General features: G+C 71.0%; 17 protein-coding genes. 7 read left to right on the top strand and 10 right to left on the bottom strand.

Features of this window, described 5'->3' with window-relative positions:
* Positions 1-8: 8 nt before the first annotated feature.
* Both P8A18_RS23630 and P8A18_RS23625 read right to left on the bottom strand, forming a co-directional pair.
* Complete coding sequence (locus P8A18_RS23630; RefSeq protein WP_306057373.1) at positions 9-980, bottom strand: zinc-binding dehydrogenase; 972 nt, start codon at positions 978-980, stop codon at positions 9-11.
* A gap of 371 nt (positions 981-1,351) precedes the next feature.
* Positions 1,352-2,563 carry an NAD(P)-dependent malic enzyme gene (locus tag P8A18_RS23625; protein ID WP_306057371.1) on the bottom strand — a complete coding sequence of 404 codons (1,212 nt, stop codon included), beginning with the start codon at positions 2,561-2,563 and terminating at the stop codon, positions 1,352-1,354.
* 522 nt (positions 2,564-3,085) lie between these two features.
* Here P8A18_RS23625 and P8A18_RS23620 point away from each other — a divergent pair.
* The 3 genes from P8A18_RS23620 to P8A18_RS23610 are packed head-to-tail and all read left to right on the top strand — an operon-like array spanning position 3,086 to position 5,807.
* Positions 3,086-4,063, top strand: a complete 978-nt coding sequence (locus P8A18_RS23620) for an ABC transporter substrate-binding protein (RefSeq protein WP_306057369.1) — start codon at positions 3,086-3,088, stop codon at positions 4,061-4,063.
* 29 nt (positions 4,064-4,092) lie between these two features.
* Entirely contained in the window at positions 4,093-5,049 is a 957-nt protein-coding gene (locus P8A18_RS23615) for an amino acid ABC transporter permease (RefSeq protein WP_306057368.1), read from the top strand.
* Positions 5,046-5,807, top strand: coding sequence for an amino acid ABC transporter ATP-binding protein (locus P8A18_RS23610; RefSeq protein ID WP_306057367.1), 762 nt, complete (start codon positions 5,046-5,048; stop codon positions 5,805-5,807). The genes P8A18_RS23615 and P8A18_RS23610 overlap by 4 nt, the downstream gene beginning before the upstream one ends.
* An 89-nt stretch (positions 5,808-5,896) precedes the next feature.
* On the opposite strand, the gene P8A18_RS23605 is transcribed toward P8A18_RS23610, so the two are convergent.
* Together P8A18_RS23605 and P8A18_RS23600 are read right to left on the bottom strand one after the other, a co-directional pair.
* The gene (locus P8A18_RS23605) at positions 5,897-6,685 is read right to left on the bottom strand and encodes a hypothetical protein (protein ID WP_306057365.1); all 789 of its coding nucleotides are present in this window, start codon (positions 6,683-6,685) and stop codon (positions 5,897-5,899) included.
* Complete coding sequence (locus tag P8A18_RS23600) at positions 6,682-7,170, bottom strand: SigE family RNA polymerase sigma factor (protein WP_306057363.1); 489 nt, start codon at positions 7,168-7,170, stop codon at positions 6,682-6,684. Before P8A18_RS23600 ends, P8A18_RS23605 begins: the two co-directional genes overlap by 4 nt.
* A 211-nt stretch (positions 7,171-7,381) precedes the next feature.
* Here P8A18_RS23600 and P8A18_RS23595 point away from each other — a divergent pair, with 211 nt between their 5' ends.
* A complete protein-coding gene (locus tag P8A18_RS23595) occupies positions 7,382-8,011 on the top strand; it encodes a CGNR zinc finger domain-containing protein (protein ID WP_018549958.1) in 630 nt (209 codons plus the stop codon).
* Here P8A18_RS23595 and sodX read toward each other — a convergent pair.
* Positions 7,915-8,373: a nickel-type superoxide dismutase maturation protease gene (gene sodX / locus P8A18_RS23590; RefSeq protein WP_199783736.1), complete on the bottom strand. Its 459-nt coding sequence runs from the start codon at positions 8,371-8,373 to the stop codon at positions 7,915-7,917. The two genes, P8A18_RS23595 and sodX, sit on opposite strands and share 97 nt — an antisense overlap.
* Before the next feature lie 181 nt (positions 8,374-8,554).
* Between sodX and sodN the strand changes: the two genes are divergently transcribed.
* On the top strand, positions 8,555-8,950 hold the full coding sequence (gene sodN, locus P8A18_RS23585) for a superoxide dismutase, Ni (RefSeq protein WP_018549956.1): 396 nt from the start codon (positions 8,555-8,557) through the stop codon (positions 8,948-8,950).
* Between the two features lie 707 nt (positions 8,951-9,657).
* Here sodN and darG read toward each other — a convergent pair.
* Positions 9,658-10,158, bottom strand: coding sequence for a type II toxin-antitoxin system antitoxin DNA ADP-ribosyl glycohydrolase DarG (gene darG / locus P8A18_RS23580; protein WP_306061103.1), 501 nt, complete (start codon positions 10,156-10,158; stop codon positions 9,658-9,660).
* 481 nt (positions 10,159-10,639) lie between these two features.
* On the opposite strand from darG, the gene P8A18_RS23575 reads away from it, so the two are divergent.
* Positions 10,640-11,182, top strand: a complete 543-nt coding sequence (locus P8A18_RS23575; protein ID WP_306057358.1) for a GNAT family N-acetyltransferase — start codon at positions 10,640-10,642, stop codon at positions 11,180-11,182.
* Positions 11,183-11,253: 71 nt separating this feature from the next.
* Here P8A18_RS23575 and P8A18_RS23570 read toward each other — a convergent pair whose 3' ends face one another.
* Positions 11,254-12,714 carry an MFS transporter gene (locus P8A18_RS23570; RefSeq protein WP_306057356.1) on the bottom strand — a complete coding sequence of 487 codons (1,461 nt, stop codon included), beginning with the start codon at positions 12,712-12,714 and terminating at the stop codon, positions 11,254-11,256.
* Between the two features lie 100 nt (positions 12,715-12,814).
* On the opposite strand from P8A18_RS23570, the gene P8A18_RS23565 reads away from it, so the two are divergent.
* A complete protein-coding gene (locus tag P8A18_RS23565) occupies positions 12,815-13,426 on the top strand; it encodes a TetR/AcrR family transcriptional regulator (RefSeq protein ID WP_306057354.1) in 612 nt (203 codons plus the stop codon).
* A gap of 63 nt (positions 13,427-13,489) precedes the next feature.
* Here P8A18_RS23565 and P8A18_RS23560 read toward each other — a convergent pair whose 3' ends face one another.
* From P8A18_RS23560 to P8A18_RS23550, 3 genes are read right to left on the bottom strand one after another with little or no spacing between them, the layout of a single operon-like run.
* Positions 13,490-14,113 (bottom strand): nucleotidyltransferase domain-containing protein, encoded by a 624-nt coding sequence (locus P8A18_RS23560; protein ID WP_306057352.1) that lies wholly within the window; start codon positions 14,111-14,113, stop codon positions 13,490-13,492.
* A gap of 4 nt (positions 14,114-14,117) precedes the next feature.
* Positions 14,118-15,050 (bottom strand): NAD(P)H-binding protein, encoded by a 933-nt coding sequence (locus P8A18_RS23555; RefSeq protein WP_306057350.1) that lies wholly within the window; start codon positions 15,048-15,050, stop codon positions 14,118-14,120.
* Positions 15,047-15,403: a DUF952 domain-containing protein gene (locus P8A18_RS23550; RefSeq protein ID WP_018549944.1), complete on the bottom strand. Its 357-nt coding sequence runs from the start codon at positions 15,401-15,403 to the stop codon at positions 15,047-15,049. The genes P8A18_RS23555 and P8A18_RS23550 overlap by 4 nt, the downstream gene beginning before the upstream one ends.
* Positions 15,404-15,461 lie beyond the last annotated feature (58 nt).

The following is a 15,461-nucleotide window of genomic DNA, read 5'->3' as shown; positions in this document are numbered from 1 at the left end:
GGACCGTGTCAACCATTGTTGACAGTCAGCACGATTTTGCCGAACTGGTCGCCCGCGGCGAGCCGTTCGAACCCCTCGCGGGCGCGGTCCAGCGGCAGCACCTGGTCGATGACGGGGCGCACGCCGGTGGTGGCGCAGAAGGCGAGGAGGTCCTCCAGTTCGTCCTTGGACCCCATGGTGGAGCCGACGACCTTCAGCTCCAGGAAGAAGATCCGGGTCAGCTCGGCGTGCGAGGGGCGGTCGCCGCTGGTGGCACCGGAGATGACCAGCGTGCCTCCCGGGCGCAGTGACTTGACGGAGTGCGACCAGGTGGCGGCGCCGACCGTCTCGATGACGGCGTCGACCCGGTGGGGCAGCCTGGCCCCGGCCTCGAACGCCTCGACGGCGCCGAGTTCGACGGCCCGGCTGCGCCTGGCCTCGTCGCGGCTGGTGGCGTAGACGCGCAGCCCGGCGGCCCGGCCGAGCACGATGGCGGCGGTCGCGACCCCGCCGCCGGCGCCCTGGACCAGCACGGAGTCGCCGGGGCGCACCCCGGCGTTGGTGAAGAGCATGCGGTACGCGGTCAGCCACGCGGTGGGCAGACAGGCGGCCTGTTCGAAGGTGAGCTCCTTCGGCTTGGGCAGCACGTTCCAGCTGGGGACGGTGACCTGCTCGGCGAAGGTGCCCTGGTGGCGCTCGGTGAGGATGGACCGGGGCTCGTCAGGTCCGACCCCGTGCCCGGTCTGGCCGATGACCGAGTGCAGGACGACCTCGTTGCCGTCCTCGTCGACCCCGGCGGCGTCGCAGCCGAGGATCATCGGCAGCTTGTCCTCCGCGAGGCCGACGCCGCGCAGGGACCAGAGGTCGTGGTGGTTGAGGGAAGCGGCCCGGACGTTCACGGTGGTCCACCCCGGCCGGCCCTGTGGAGCGGGGCGTTCGCCCAGCTCAAGGCCGTTGAGGGGGTGGTCGCGGTCGAGGCGGGATGCGTAGGCGGCGAACATGGGGCCGACGATAGGGGGCGGGCTACCGCGACGTAACCGGCTGCGGGTGTGACACGCACCGCGCGTAACGCAGGCTCTCCCCTACCCGCCCCTCCCCGAAACCGGGACCTGCCCCGGCCCCCGCGCCTCAATCGCCGGCGAGGCTGGATCTTGCCCCGGCGCAGCTCAAGCCACCCACCGGCAGAGGCAAAACCAAGCCCCTCCGGCGATTGAGGAGCGGGGGGCCGGGGGCAGCGCCCCCGAAAGCAGGGGCCCGCGGGCGGCGCTCCCCAACCGGGGGCAGCGCCCCCGAACGCAGAAGGCCCGACGGGCGGCGCCCGAAATCGCGCCGCCCAACGCCGCCCACCGGCCCCCGCCGGCCCCCGGCCGGCTCAGCGCCGCGCCACGCCCTCCGCCCGCGCCGCCGCGGCCACCGCCGCCGTCACCGCCGGGGCGACCCGCTCGTCGAACGGGGACGGGATCACGTAGTCCGCGGCCAGCTCGTCGCCCACGACATCCGCCAGCGCGTTCGCCGCGGCGATCTTCATGCCCTCGGTGATCCGCGAAGCCCGTACCTGGAGCGCGCCCGCGAAGATGCCGGGGAACGCGAGCACGTTGTTGATCTGGTTCGGGTAGTCCGACCGCCCGGTCGCCACGACGGCCGCGTACTTGTGCGCGATGTCGGGGTGGACCTCCGGGTTCGGGTTCGCCATGGCGAAGACGAACGCCCCGGGCGCCATCGAGGCCACCGCCGCCTCCGGCACCGTACCGCCGGAGACTCCGATGAAGACGTCCGCGCCGGCCAGCGCCGTGTCCAGGGAGCCGGAGATGCCCGCCCTGTTGGTGAGCGCGGCCAGCTCCCGCTTGACGTCGGTCAGGTCCTCGCGGTCCCGGCTGACGATGCCCTTGCGGTCGGCGACGGCGACATCACCGATCCCCGCCTCCAGCAGGAACTTGGCGATGGCCACCCCGGCCGCACCCGCGCCCGAGATGACGCCGCGCAGGTCGCCGAGGCTGCGCCCGGACAGCTTCGCCGCGTTGCGCAGGGCCGCGAGCGTGACCACCGCGGTGCCGTGCTGGTCGTCGTGGAAGACCGGAATGTCGAGCCGCTCCTGGAGCTTGCGCTCGATCTCGAAGCAGCGCGGCGCCGAGATGTCCTCCAGGTTCACCCCGCCGAAGGAGGGGGCGAGCCGGACGACGGTCTCCACGATCTCGTCCGCGTCGGTGGTCGCCAGCGCGATCGGCACCGCGTCGACGCCGCCGAACTGCTTGAACAGGATCGCCTTGCCCTCCATCACCGGGAGGGACGCCTCGGGGCCGATGTCGCCGAGGCCGAGCACCGCGGTGCCGTCCGTCACGACGGCGACGACCTGCGACTTCCAGGTGTAGTCGTGGACGAGCTCGGGCTGCTCGGCGATCGCGCTGCACACCTTCGCGACGCCGGGCGTGTACGCGAGGGACAAGTCGTCCTTGTCCCGGATCGGGACGGTGGCCTGCACGGCCATCTTCCCGCCCCGGTGGAGCGCGAAGGCCGGATCGAACGGCTCGTCGGTGCTGCTGTCGGTACTGCTGTCGCTGCGAGGATTGACGATCTCCGCTGCCATGGTGTTGACCCCTTAAGTCTTCATCGTTTGAGGGTGGCCACTCCTGGTTGAGGAGGGGTGGGCGGGCACCGCGTACGCGCCCTGCGCCGGGCGGTTGGCCCGCCCCGGCAGGGAGAGGTACATACGCGCGGGCGCGCCGCACACGCGCCCTGAGCCCCGGATGAGGGGTGTAAAGGTCTTTCTTACCGGACGGACCTGGTCACGGACGAGTCCATATCGACTCCGTGACGTGACTCATAGTCGGATATCTGAACAGGCCGGGCTTGTGCCCGGCCTGCGTCCGCCACTCGGGACGCACCGCAGATTCTCCGGCCGTCAGGAGGAAACCCCACAGAAGGTCCGGCCCTGGTGTACCGGCCTCAAGAGGTTCGGGGATCGCCCGTTACCCGATTTTGACATGCCGGGCCCCCTGTTCGGGCTAGTCCGAATGGCAACATGCCGTAATCACACAAGGCGGCGACACCCGACGCCGTGTGCCATTACCGCCCTGGCGACCACCTGACCTGCCGGAGGAACCCGATCATGACCGCACGCTCCACCCGTCGTACGGCCGCGAGGTCCCGCATCGCCGCGGTCGGCGCCATCGCGGTCGCCGGCACCATGCTGCTGACCGCCTGTGGCGACCAGACGAAGAACAACGACTCCAGCGGCCCGGACAAGGCCGGGACCAGCGCCGGTGCCTCCGCCGAGACCTCCTCGCCCGCGGACCTGCTGCCCGCGAAGATCAAGGCCAAGGGCGTCATCAAGGTCGGCTCGGACATCGCGTACCCGCCGGTCGAGTTCAAGGACAAGTCCGGCGAGACCGTGGGCATCGACCCCGATCTCGCCGACGCGCTCGGCAAGGAACTGGGCGTGGAGTTCCAGTTCGAGAACGGCACGTTCGACACCCTGATCACCGGCCTGCGCTCCAAGCGCTACGACCTGGCGATGTCGGCGATGACCGACACGAAGGACCGCCAGGAGGGCATCGACCCGGAGACGAAGAAGAAGGTCGGCGAGGGCGTCGACTTCGTCGACTACTTCACCGCCGGTGTCTCGATCTACACCAAGAAGGGCGACGACCAGGGCATCAAGACCTGGGCCGACCTCTGCGGCAAGAAGATCGCCCTCCAGCGCAACACGGTCTCGCACGACCTGGCCAAGGCCGAGTCGAAGAAGTGCACGGGCGGCAAGAAGATCGCCATCGAGGCGTACGACAACGACCTGGAGGCCCAGACCCGGCTGCGCTCGGGCGGCGCCGACGCCGGTTCCTCCGACTTCCCGGTCGCCGCGTACGCGGTGAAGACCTCGGGCGGCGGCAAGGACTTCCAGCTCGTCGGCGAGCAGGTCGAGGCGGCCCCGTACGGCATCGCCGTCGCCAAGGGCAACGACCAGCTCACCCAGGCCATCAAGGCGGCCATGGACGCCATCATCAAGAGCGGCGAGTACGACAAGGTCATCGCCAAGTGGGGCGTCGAGGCCGGTGCGATCACCGAGGCCAAGGTGAACGGCGGGTCCTGACCGGATTCCGTCCCCGAAAGGCATGAGCCGTGACTGACATCGAGAAGAAGACGGGCCCGGCCGAAGAGCCGCCCGCACCCCCCGCCGTGCCGGCGTCCGGGCCGGAGGCCATCAAGGCCATCCCGGTCCGGCACTACGGCCGGTACGTCTCGGCGCTCGTCGCCATCGCCGCGTTCGTCGCGATCGTCTACGCCTTCAGCCAGGGCAGGATCAACTGGGGCGCGGTCCCGGACTACTTCTTCGACGACCGCATCATCGAGGGCGTCGGGCAGACTCTGCTGCTGACCGCCCTGTCGATGGTCATCGGCGTGGTCGGCGGCATCCTGCTGGCCGTCATGCGCCTGTCGAAGAACCCGGTGACCTCGTCCATCGCGTGGTTCTACATCTGGTTCTTCCGCGGCACACCGGTCCTGGTCCAGCTGTTCGTGTGGTTCAACCTGGGTCTGGTCTTCGAGTACATCAACCTCGGGCCGGTCTACAAGGACTACTGGTCGAGCTTCATGACGCCGCTGCTGACGGCGCTGCTCGGCCTCGGCCTCAACGAGGCCGCGTACATGGCGGAGATCTGCCGGGCCGGTCTGCTCTCGGTGGACGAGGGCCAGACGGAGGCCTCGCACGCGCTGGGCATGAGCCACGGCAAGACCCTGCGGCGCGTCGTGATCCCGCAGGCCATGCGGGTGATCGTGCCGCCCACGGGCAACGAGGTCATCAACATGCTCAAGACCACCTCACTGGTGGCGGCCGTGCAGTTCTACGAACTCTTCAAATACGCCCAGGACATCGGGCAGAGTTCCGGGGCCCCGGTGGAGATGTACTTCCTCGCCGCGGCCTGGTATCTGATCATGACCTCGGTGCTGAGCATCGGGCAGTACTACCTGGAGCGGTACTACGCGCGCGGCTCCAGCCGGAGCCTGCCGCCGACCCCGCTGCAGAAGGTACGGGCCACGCTGCTGTCGTTCGGCCGCCCGAAGGGAGGCATGGCATGACCGCCATGGTGAAGGCCGAGGGCGTCCACAAGTCCTTCGGCGCCGCACACATCCTCAAGGGCATCGACCTGGAGGTCGCCCCGCGCGAGGTCTTCTGTCTGATCGGCCCGTCCGGTTCCGGCAAGTCGACGTTCCTGCGGTGCATCAACCACCTGGAGCAGCTCAGCGCCGGCCGGCTGTACGTGGACGGCGAGCTGGTGGGCTACCGCCAGAAGGGCGACAAGCTCTACGAGCTCAAGGACAGCGAGGTCGCCCTGAAGCGCCGGGACATCGGCATGGTCTTCCAGCGCTTCAACCTGTTCCCGCACATGACGGCGATCGAGAACGTCATGGAGGCTCCCGTCCAGGTGAAGCACGAGTCCAAGGCGGTCGCGCGGGCCCGTGCCGAGAAGCTGCTCGACCGGGTCGGCCTCGGTGACAAGGCGAAGAACTACCCCTCGCAGCTCTCCGGCGGCCAGCAGCAGCGGGTGGCCATCGCCCGTGCCCTGGCCATGGAGCCGAAGCTGATGCTCTTCGACGAGCCCACGTCGGCGCTCGACCCGGAGCTGGTCGGTGATGTGCTCGACGTGATGCGCGGGCTCGCCGAGGACGGCATGACGATGATCGTCGTCACCCACGAGATGGGCTTCGCCCGCGAGGTCGGCGACGCGCTGGTCTTCATGGACGACGGGGTGGTGGTCGAGTCGGGCCACCCGCGCGACGTCCTGACCAACCCGCAGCACGACCGGACGAAGTCGTTCCTGTCCAAGGTGCTCTAGGACGCTGTTCCGTGACGGTACGGGGGCGGGGAGGCGGTACGTACCGCCTCCCCGCCCCCGTACCCGTACCCGTACCCGCCCGCGTCACGTCACGTCTTCGGCAGCAGCTCCGGACGGAGCACCAGCTCCCGCAGCTGCGCGCGGGTGAGCGGCGGGGACTTGAGGAGCGGCCCCTGCACGATGTCGGCCTCGAAGCCGGTGCTGTCGCGCACGTTCAGTTCGCCGCCGTCGGCGAGGACGAGCCGGGCGGCCAGCTCCGGACCCCACTGCGGGGTGCCGTCGCCGTAGTCCATCGCGTCGCTCCAGACGGTGAGCACCCGCCCGTCCGAAAGCTCCTCGCGCACACAGTCCGTACGGGCCGGCTCCCCGTTCGCCACCTTGCACAGGTCCTTGCCCCGCGGGCTGCCGCCCAGCTTCCGCTCCACCGCCTTCGCGTCCCTGACATCGACGGTCAGATAACCGACGCCGCCGTCCTTGCGGACCGCGTACTGCCCGTCCAGCGGCCCGGTCCTGGGCGGCTCGGGCGGCAGCGGCGACGCGTGCTTGATGATGTCGGCGAACGACACCTCCTCGACCGAGCCGACGCCGCTGGGCAGCAGCTGGGTCAGCCGCGCCGCCCGTCCGGTGCCGCTGGACTCCCCCGACGGCTCGGCCGGTGCCGCGACGGACGAGGTCTGCGGCGCCCGAGCCGCCGGGGAGGCGAGCTGGGGCACGACGAACGCCCCCAGCGCCACCGTGCACACCGCCCCCGCCGACACCCCGGCCCTGCGCCGCCACCGCACCCGCGCGGCCTTGGCGTAGACCGCCTCCGTACTGATCACCGGCCGCCCCGCGTCCTCGGCGGCCCTCCGCAGCAGTTCACGCGCCTGGTCACTCATACCAATGCCTCCGCCATCTCGGCGCGCAGCGCCGCCAATCCCCGAGCCGCGTGGCTCTTGACCGTGTTCTCCCGCATCCCGAGCACCTCGGCGGTGGCCTCGACGCTCAGGTCCTCCCAGTACCGCAGCACCAGCACCGCCCGCTGCCTGGGCGTGAGCCGGGCGAGCGCCGCCCGGACCGCCAGGCCCGTGTCCGTGTCGGGCGCCTGGGCGGCGCGGTCGGGCAGTTCCCCGTATGCCTGCTCGCGCCGCCAGAACCGGCGGCGGGCCGCGATGAAGGTGTTGACCAGGGTTCTGCGCGCGTACGCCTCGATGTTGTCGAGCCGCCCGTGCCGCCGCGCCCCGAGCACCACCTTGACCAGAGTCGTCTGGACCAGGTCCTCCGCCTCGTGCCGGTCACCGCAGAGCAGGAACGCGCTGCGGAACAGGGCGGTGCGGCGGCCCTCGACGAAGGCGTGCAGCGCGGCGTGGTCATCGCTCCGCATCCTCGGTGTCCTTCCCCCGGCCCGCGGGTGCGGACCGTCTCACCCTTCCAGTGCGGTGGGGTGCGGCGGAGGTTGCGGCAGCCGGGCAGGGAAAATGGAGGCCGCGAAGGCATGCGGGCCACCACCACCCGGGCCCGTAATACCCTGTACCCTTAACGACCCATTACGACCGCACCGCACAGCCCGTGAACCGACGCCGTAAGGACTATTCGTGGAACTGGCCTATTACTCGGACTACGCCGTGCGCCTGGTCAACACCGAGGAACCGGCCCGCAACAAGGACGTCCTCACCTCGGTCGAAGCGGTCCGGGACCTGTTCGGCGTCAACGGCCAGGCGGCCCGGCGGGCGACCGACGCGGACGTCACCCGGTTCCGGTCCGTACGGGCCCGGCTGCGCACGGTGTTCGAGGCCGCCGACACCGGGGACGAGCGGCTCGCGGTCGACCTGCTGAACTCGCTGCTGCTGGAGTTCCCGGTCAGCCCGCAGGTCTCCGGCCACGACATCCGCGACGCGGACGGCAAGCCGGACTGGCACATGCACCTGGCCGACCACCCGTCCAACGCGACCGCGGGCTACGCCGCGATCGCCGCCATGGGCCTGGCCTTCCACCTCACCTCGTACGGCGTGGACCGGCTCGGCCTGTGCGAGGCCGCGCCCTGCCGCAACGCCTACCTGGACACCTCGACCAACCGCTCCCGCCGCTACTGCTCGGACCGCTGCGCGACCCGCGCCAACGTGGCCGCCTACCGGGCCCGCAAGCGCCTGGAGACCGAGCGCGCCGCCGAGACCGGCCGCAGCGCGGAGACCGCCCAGGCCACCACCCCGCGCACCGAGCGCTGATCCTTCGTCAGCGGCCGGTAGCGGGCCCGGACCCGGGCGAGCACCAGCTCCTCGGGCACCGTCCCGTAGTCCGTACTGTCCCCGCCCGCGTAACTGTTGTCCCCCAGCACCCACCAGCCCCCGGCCCGCCGCTCCACGGCCCGCTTGACGACCAGCAGGTCCTGCTGGAACGGATGGCGCAGAATCACCACGTCCCCGGGGCGCACCGGCGCCCCGTACTGCACGAGCAGCCAGTCCCCGTGGTGGAGCGTGGGCACCATCGAGGGCCCCGTCACCTCCACCACCTGGAACGGCACCCGCGCCGCCAGCCCCCGCGCGGGCTGCTCATCGGCCAGCTCAGGCACCTCCGGTACCTCCCTCATCTCCTCCGGCACGTCCCCGGTCCGTCCAGTACACCGTCCCCCACAGGGTTTCGTACATTCGGCCACCGGTCCCATCCCCATCCCGGACTTTTGGCCTAAGCCCCTGGGGGCACCCGCAAAAAGAGGCTTCTCACGGAGTAATGTCCCACCTGAGAAGACGATCACGAGGAAGGACAGCTCCATGCTTTCCCGCCTGTTTGCCCCCAAGGTGAAGGTCAGCGCTCACTGCGACCTGCCCTGCGGCGTGTACGACCCGGCCCAGGCCCGCATCGAGGCGGAGTCCGTCAAGGCCGTCCAGGAGAAGTACCAGGCCAACGATGACCCGCACTTCCGGGCCCGCGCGGTGGTCATCAAGGAACAGCGCGCCGAGCTCGCCAAGCACCACGTCTCGGTGCTCTGGAGCGACTACTTCAAGCCCCCGCACTTCGAGAAGTACCCGGAGCTGCACCAGCTGGTCAACGACGCCCTGAAGGCCCTCTCGGCCGCCAAGGGCTCGACCGACCCGGCCACGGGCCAGAAGGCGCTGGACCTGATCGCCGAGATCGACAAGATCTTCTGGGAGACCAAGAAGGCTTGATCGGCTGCCGGTTCGGCCGTCGGCCGGACCGCAGGTCAGAGCAGGAATGAGAGAGGCCCAGCCGCTTTTCGCGGCTGGGCCTCTCCCGCGTTTGAAGATCATTTGGGAGGTGTTGGGGAGGTGAGGTCAGGCGGCTCGCCAGTGACGTCAGTCTGCCGCGTTCGCGGCACCCTCAGTCAGTGACTTCGCCCATGGCCTGCCAACAGGCCGCGAACCGTGCTGGACGGCTCAGTGCGGCCAGGGTCTGCTCACTGCCCTCGTCCAGAACGCCCGAGAGCCGTGGGTCGTGGACGGCACCAAGGGGCTCAGCACCTCCCACTGTGGTCAGGATGCACTCGTCGCGCCTTTCAGACGGATCCGCGCTTCGCCGAGCAGCGAGTGCCACGGGCCGAGCCGGTCATGGAGCAGGAAGCGCGGCTGGGGCACGACGACAACGCCGTCCCCCGGGGACCGGATCGTCAAGCCGGGCGCGGCGAAGACCGAATCGGCGGCGGGGCCGTACGTCAGGCCACCGGACGCAGGGACCTGCGGCGGATGAACGGCGGTTGCTCGCCGAGGGACGGACGTGGGCGTGGGCTCGTTTCCGGAAAAGCCGTCGGACGCAACGCACCGGACGATTGGTCATCGGATCGTCCGGTTGACGACTCAGCTTTTGACCCCCGTGTCCGGGGCCACGCGGCAAAGCTGCCGGCGTGACTCTCCCCGGGTTATTCCGGTGCGCCCGTACGGGCCGGAGTCGAGTCAGGCGATGGTGCACCGGCCGGCGGGAACAGCAGCACCTCGACCGTCGGCAAGGATTCAAAAGCGGTTTGAATCATCGGATGGACATCACCCCAGTCAAGCCCGCCATGCCCGCACCCCAAAGCGGGTATCGCGATGGATTCAATCCTGTACTCCTTTATCACTTCAACCAGCGCGTCGAGACCTGCCCGGACGTCCTCGGCGCGCGACTTGCCGCGCCAGTGACGCTTCGTCGGGAAGTTCAGGACGTACCGGCGGGGGCCCAGGGGCTGAGCCTCATGGACGAAGATTTCACCGACCCTCACCTCGCTCCGGTCGCAGGCTGCCTTGTACTGCTTGAAGTTCTCAGGGAAAGCTTGCTTGAATTGCAGAGCGATGCCCTTCCCCATGACACCAACAGTGTTGACAGCGTTAACGATGGCCTCCACGTCCGCTTCGAGCAAGTTGCCTTTCGATTCCTGAATCATCGTCGCCACCCTTGGATTTATCAGTAGTTGGACTCGAAATACACCGCCCCGGGAATCGAAACACCGCTTAATCCACTGCCCGCCGATCGGCTTTTCACGAAGTCGGCATCGCCGGAGCGGAAATCAACGGAGTCGGCACCCGCGTCCTGGGGTCAGCACCGGTGCAGGCACTTGTTCGGGAATGTACTTGGCGGCACTGACATCGCTTCGACGCGGGAACCGTGGCAGGGCGCCGCGCGGGCGGACCCGGGGCCGTCCTGGGCGCGCCTCCACTCGTATCCCGTGGGAGACCGAGAAGGCTTGATCCGCGGTGGGGCACCCTGTCCCGCGATTGCCCGGCCCCGGCCGCCCACCTGTCCGCACCCGGTCCGTCGCGGCCGCCGAACACGGCGGCCGCGGGGGCCGGGTGCGGTGTTTCGCGGCCACTCGGCGGCCCGGAAACTCGGTTTCGGGCCGGTGGCGCCGTCACTAGAGTGCGGCCGTGGAGATCACCTATGAACGCTTCGAGCCGGCCGACGCCGAAGAGCTGGTCGGCTTCCTCTCGGGCGACACCTGGCCGTTTCACGGCTCGGACGTCGTCGACCCGGCCGACGCCCGGAAGTCGGTCGCGGAGGGCCACTACGACGACCAGGACAACCGGACGTTCTGGATCACGGCCGGCGGTGAGCGCGCGGGCCTCGTCCGGCTGATGGACCTGTCCGACCGCACGCCGATGTTCGATCTGCGAATCCGCTCCGAGCGCCGGGGGCAGGGCCTCGGGGAAAAGGCCCTGACCTGGCTCACGGGGTACGTGTTCGCCGAGTTCCCCCTGGTCCAGCGGATCGAGGGCAACACGCGTCAGGACAACGCGGTGATGCGCCGTACGTTCCAGAAGTGCGGCTACGTGAAGGAAGCGCACTACCGCGACGCGTGGCCCGCGTCCGACGGCACGCTTCATGACGCCGTCGGGTTTGCGATGCTGCGACGCGACTGGGTCTCCGGCACCACGACGGTTCCCGACTGGGACGACGAGCGCATCGGCTAGGGGAGGCCCGCCCATCTGCCCATGACCGCGCGGTCATCCCCCGCGCCTGCCCCGGAAGCCGCCCGGCAGTGTCACGCAGGACGATTCGTCGGCCGCCGGCCCAGGAACGTACCGGCGAGCAGCGCGCCCGCCAGGACCAGTGCGGAGTTGACCAGGATCGCGACCGAGACACCGGACAGGACGCCTTCCGGGCCCGGGTCGCCGAGGGCGGTGACGCGGGCGGTGGCGATGGCGCTCATGACCGGGATGCCCAGGGTGATGCCGACCTGCTGGGTCATCGTCGCGAGGCCGGTGGCGAGGCCCTGTTCGTCGTCGGGGAGGCCGGAGGTCGCGGTGACCATGAAGCCGACGATCATCAGCATGTTGCCGATGCCCCCGATGAACGTGGCGGCCAGCAGGAGCCGGATCCAGTCTCCGGATGTGCCGAGCGCGACCAGGGAGAGCGTGGCGAGTGCCTGGACGACGCCGCCGGTGACGATGGTCGCGCGGGTGCCGTAGCGGCCCACCACCCGGCCGCCGAGGGTGCCGCCGATCACGGTGCCGATGCCGAGGACGCCGAAGGCCAGGCCGGTGGCGAGGGGTGAGTAGCCGAGGACTTCCTGGAGGTAGAGCGTCAGCAGGAAGACGAGGGAGGTCTCCGTGACGAAGGCGATGAGGCCGGTGGTGTTGCCCCAGATGACGCTGCGGCGCTTGAGGATGCGTACGGGGACGAGCGGGGCGGCCGCCCGCTTCTCCACGAACCAGAAGCCGACGAGCAGCGCGAGGCCGGTCAGGAGTGCGGCCAGGGTGGTGGGGGTGGTCCAGCCGGTCGCTCCGGCCTGGGTGAGGCCGTAGACCAGGAGCAGCAGGCCGCCGGTGACGGTCGCGGCACCGGGGATGTCGAGCCGGGGCCGCTCGGTGGGGCGCGAGTCGGTGATGACGGCCGGGGCCAGGGCGACGACGAGGGCGGCGACGGGGACGTTGACGAGGAAGGCCCACCGCCAGGAGAGCAGGTCGGTGAGGAGGCCGCCGAGGATCGCGCCCGCGGTGAAGCCGGCGGACATCAGGGCCCCGTTGAGGCCGAGGGCGCGTTCGCGCAGCGGGCCCTCCTTGAACGCGGTGGTCAGCAGGGCGAGCCCGGCCGGGGTGACGGCGGCGGTGGCCAGCCCCTGGAGAACGCGGGCGGTGAGCAGCACTTCCGGTGAGGTCGCGAGGCCGCCCAGCGCCGAGGAGAGGCCGAGGACGGCCATGCCCCCGATGAACAGGCGCTTGCGGCCCACGAGGTCGGCGACGCGGCCGAACAGGAGCGTGAACCCGGCGGCGGCCAGGGCGAACGCGGTGGCGATCCACTGGAGGTCCCGGAGGGCGAAGCCGAGCCCCTCACCGACGACGGGCAGCGCCACGTTCAGGATCGAGAAGTCCACGGCGATCATGAACTGGGCGCCGAGGAGCAGGGTCAGGACGAGCTTCTGGCGGCTGGTCATGCGGGCGGCCGGTGCCGGCCGGTCGGCGGTGGGTGCGGGATGCGACGGGGTGCGGCTGGGCGCGGACATGATGGTCCCTCCTCGGACGGTCGCTAAATGGTTCTGTGGTTCCGTTAAGATGGGGCGACCGTAGCAGAGGAACGGTTACTAATGGAACTGGAGACCCGTTATGGCATCCGAGGGTGTGGAACCCGGCACCGTACGGCCCGGCGGGCGGACCGCGCGGGTCAGGGAGGCCGTCCTGCGGGCGGCGGGCGACGCCCTGGCCGAGCACGGCTTCGACCGGCTCGACCTCGCCGATGTCGCCCGCCGCGCCGAGGTGGGCAAGACGACCGTCTACCGGCGCTGGTCCTCCCCCACCGGCCTGATCGCGGACCTGCTGGACGACATGGCCGAGCAGTCGTCTCCCCGCGCGCGCACCGGCTCGCTGGCCGATGACCTCAGGGCCAACGCCCGGCTGGTGCTGAAGACGCTCACCGACCCGCGTCAGGGCGCCCTGTTCCGGTCCGTCATCGCGGCGGCGACCTGCGATCCGCGTACGGCACAGGCCCTGCACCGCTTCTACGCGGTCCGGGTCGGGGAGTGGTCGGGCTGTGTCACCGAGGCCGTCGAGCGCGGCGAACTCCCCGCGGGCACCGATGCCGACGAGGTCGTCCGCGCCGTCTCGGCGCCGCTCTACTACCGCCTCCTCGCCAGCGGCGACCCGCTGGACGAGGCCGCCGCCGACCGCGCGGCCGAAGCCGCCGTCCTGGCCGCGAAGGCGGGGGCGTACGTCAACTGAGCAGCGGTGTGTGTGCGCGTGCTCCGCGCCCCGGGCGTACGCACGGACGCCCGGGGCGCGCCCTCAGCGCGCCAGGAGAGTGCGCAGCCGGGCCGCCCACGGATGGTCCGCGCCCTGCGCCAGCGTGATCGTCTCGGCCAGCCAGGCGCGCCCGTCGTCGTCGAGCACGGGCAGCGCCGCCTCGAAGTCCTGCTCGTCCTTGGGCCGCAGGGCCCTGGACTTGTAGAGGAGCTGGACCTCGGGCGCGAGGTACGGGACGCCGTCCCCGGAGACCCGGCCCAGCCGGTCCAGCGGCAGGCGGACCCGGGAATCGCGACGGAACACCCAGTCGTCGCCCTCCGCGTCGTCCAGCATGAACTGCAGGCGCCACGGCTCGTCCGGGCCCGGCCGGCACCAGATGTCATGGACTCCGGGAGGCAGGGTCTCGCCGGGGCGCCAGGGGCGCAGCGTGCCGGGCGGATCGGCGGCCCACCACTCCCAGTCCGGCAGAATCCGCTGGATCTCCGACTGGTCCCGGCGCAGCAGGAGTACGTCGATGTCGCCGTGGTCCCGGAAGGCACGGCCCACGGCCAGCTCGACCGCGTACCCGCCGGCGATCCACCACCGGGTGCGCAGCGGGGCGAGCAGCCGCACGCCCTCGGCGAGCGGGGGCGGGTCCCAGGGGCCCCAGGGGGTTTCCGTGCGCATGCCGTCAGCCTTCGGTGAGGAGGTGGCGGTAGCTGTCGGGGTGGGTGCGCAGGTAGGTGGCGAGGTCCATGGCGGGGCGGCCGGTGAGCCTCGGCACCGCGTCCGAGACGGCGGCCATCTCCCCGGCCGCGATGGCCTCGTACGAGGTCACCCAGCCGGCCACCTCCCAGTCCGGGGCACCGTAGTGGGCCCGTGAGGCGTAGGCCTCCTCGCGGGTCTCCGGCTCGTAGGTGATGGTGCGTCCGGTGACCCGGCTCAGCTCATCGGCGGCCTCGGCCAGGGTGAACGCCACGGGCCCCGTCAGCTCGTACGTCCGCCCGTCGTGGGAGGGGCCGGTGGCGTCGGTGTCCGCGAGCAGCACGGCGGTCGCCGCGTCGGCGATGTCCTCGTGGGCCACCGCCGCCACCCGGCCGTCGCCGCCCGGCCCGCGCAGCACGCCGTCGGCGCCGGTCATCGCCGGAAGCCCGGCGAGGTACCAGCTGTCGCGCAGGAAGGTGAAACGGACGTCCGCGGTCCGGATGTGCGCCTCGGTGTCCCAGTGGTCCCGGGCGAAGGTGAACGTGGCGTCGGGTTCGGCGCCGAGGAAGGAGACGTAGACGATCCGTTCGACGCCGGCGGCGACCGCCGCGTTCACGGCGGTCGTGTGCTCGCGCACCCGGTCGGGGCTCTCGTGCGCCGAGACGAGGAACAGCGTGTGCGCCCCGGCCAGGGCCCGGCGCATGGCCTCGCCGTCGCCGTACGGGGCGGGGGGTGCCGGGTCGGCGCCGGGGAGGTCGGGCAGCCGGGCCGGGTCGCGGCCCAGCAGCCGGACGGGGACTCCGGCGCGGGCCAGCCGGGTGGCGACCCGGCCGCCGAGCGCGCCGCTCGCCCCGGTGACGGCGGTGAGGGGGCCGGTGCTGAGGGAGTCGGGCGCGGGGGTGGGGTCGGTGGCGTTCATGCGGGGGTTCCTTCCTCGGGCTGCCAGGGGCGCACCTGGACGACCGCGTCGACCGGGAGCGGCCCGTAGATGTGCGGGAACTCCTCGCCGCCGGGCGATACGGCCTCGTACCGCACGGGGGCGGGCAGCCGGCCGGTGTCGATGACGAGCACCACGAGGTCCTGGTCAGCGGCTCCGGCCCGGCTTCCCGCGCCGTACAGCATCTCGGCCACACCGGGGAGCTGGTGGGGCAGCGAGCAGTGGATGAAGCCCTCTTCGTGCAGGGTGCGGCCGCGGGTGGACATCTCGTACGTCCCGGTCCCGCGGGCCGCTTCCCACAGCGGGCCTTCGGTGAGGTGCAGCAGTTCGGCCATGGGCCGAGGTTAGGCCTTGAGGCAGGTCCTGGGACCTGTCCGGCGGATCTTCGCGGGA

The organism is Streptomyces sp. Mut1 (assembly GCF_030719295.1).
Taxonomy (GTDB): domain Bacteria; phylum Actinomycetota; class Actinomycetes; order Streptomycetales; family Streptomycetaceae; genus Streptomyces; species Streptomyces castrisilvae.
Note: the sequence above shows the minus strand (reverse complement) of the source record. Positions and strands in the feature narration are given on the sequence as shown.

Bases quoted from the DNA above. Each gene is read 5' to 3' on its own strand.
- P8A18_RS23630 (WP_306057373.1), bottom strand. From the start codon at position 980: ATGTTCGCCGCCTACGCATCCCGCCTCGACCGCGACCACCCCCTCAAC.
- P8A18_RS23625 (WP_306057371.1), bottom strand. From the start codon at position 2,563: ATGGCAGCGGAGATCGTCAATCCTCGCAGCGACAGCAGTACCGACAGC.
- P8A18_RS23620 (WP_306057369.1), top strand. From the start codon at position 3,086: ATGACCGCACGCTCCACCCGTCGTACGGCCGCGAGGTCCCGCATCGCC.
- P8A18_RS23610 (WP_306057367.1), top strand. From the start codon at position 5,046: ATGACCGCCATGGTGAAGGCCGAGGGCGTCCACAAGTCCTTCGGCGCC.
- P8A18_RS23605 (WP_306057365.1), bottom strand. From the start codon at position 6,685: ATGAGTGACCAGGCGCGTGAACTGCTGCGGAGGGCCGCCGAGGACGCG.
- P8A18_RS23600 (WP_306057363.1), bottom strand. From the start codon at position 7,170: ATGCGGAGCGATGACCACGCCGCGCTGCACGCCTTCGTCGAGGGCCGC.
- sodX (WP_199783736.1), bottom strand. From the start codon at position 8,373: ATGAGGGAGGTACCGGAGGTGCCTGAGCTGGCCGATGAGCAGCCCGCG.
- sodN (WP_018549956.1), top strand. From the start codon at position 8,555: ATGCTTTCCCGCCTGTTTGCCCCCAAGGTGAAGGTCAGCGCTCACTGC.
- darG (WP_306061103.1), bottom strand. From the start codon at position 10,158: ATGATTCAGGAATCGAAAGGCAACTTGCTCGAAGCGGACGTGGAGGCC.
- P8A18_RS23570 (WP_306057356.1), bottom strand. From the start codon at position 12,714: ATGTCCGCGCCCAGCCGCACCCCGTCGCATCCCGCACCCACCGCCGAC.
- P8A18_RS23565 (WP_306057354.1), top strand. From the start codon at position 12,815: ATGGCATCCGAGGGTGTGGAACCCGGCACCGTACGGCCCGGCGGGCGG.
- P8A18_RS23560 (WP_306057352.1), bottom strand. From the start codon at position 14,113: ATGCGCACGGAAACCCCCTGGGGCCCCTGGGACCCGCCCCCGCTCGCC.
- P8A18_RS23555 (WP_306057350.1), bottom strand. From the start codon at position 15,050: ATGAACGCCACCGACCCCACCCCCGCGCCCGACTCCCTCAGCACCGGC.
- P8A18_RS23550 (WP_018549944.1), bottom strand. From the start codon at position 15,403: ATGGCCGAACTGCTGCACCTCACCGAAGGCCCGCTGTGGGAAGCGGCC.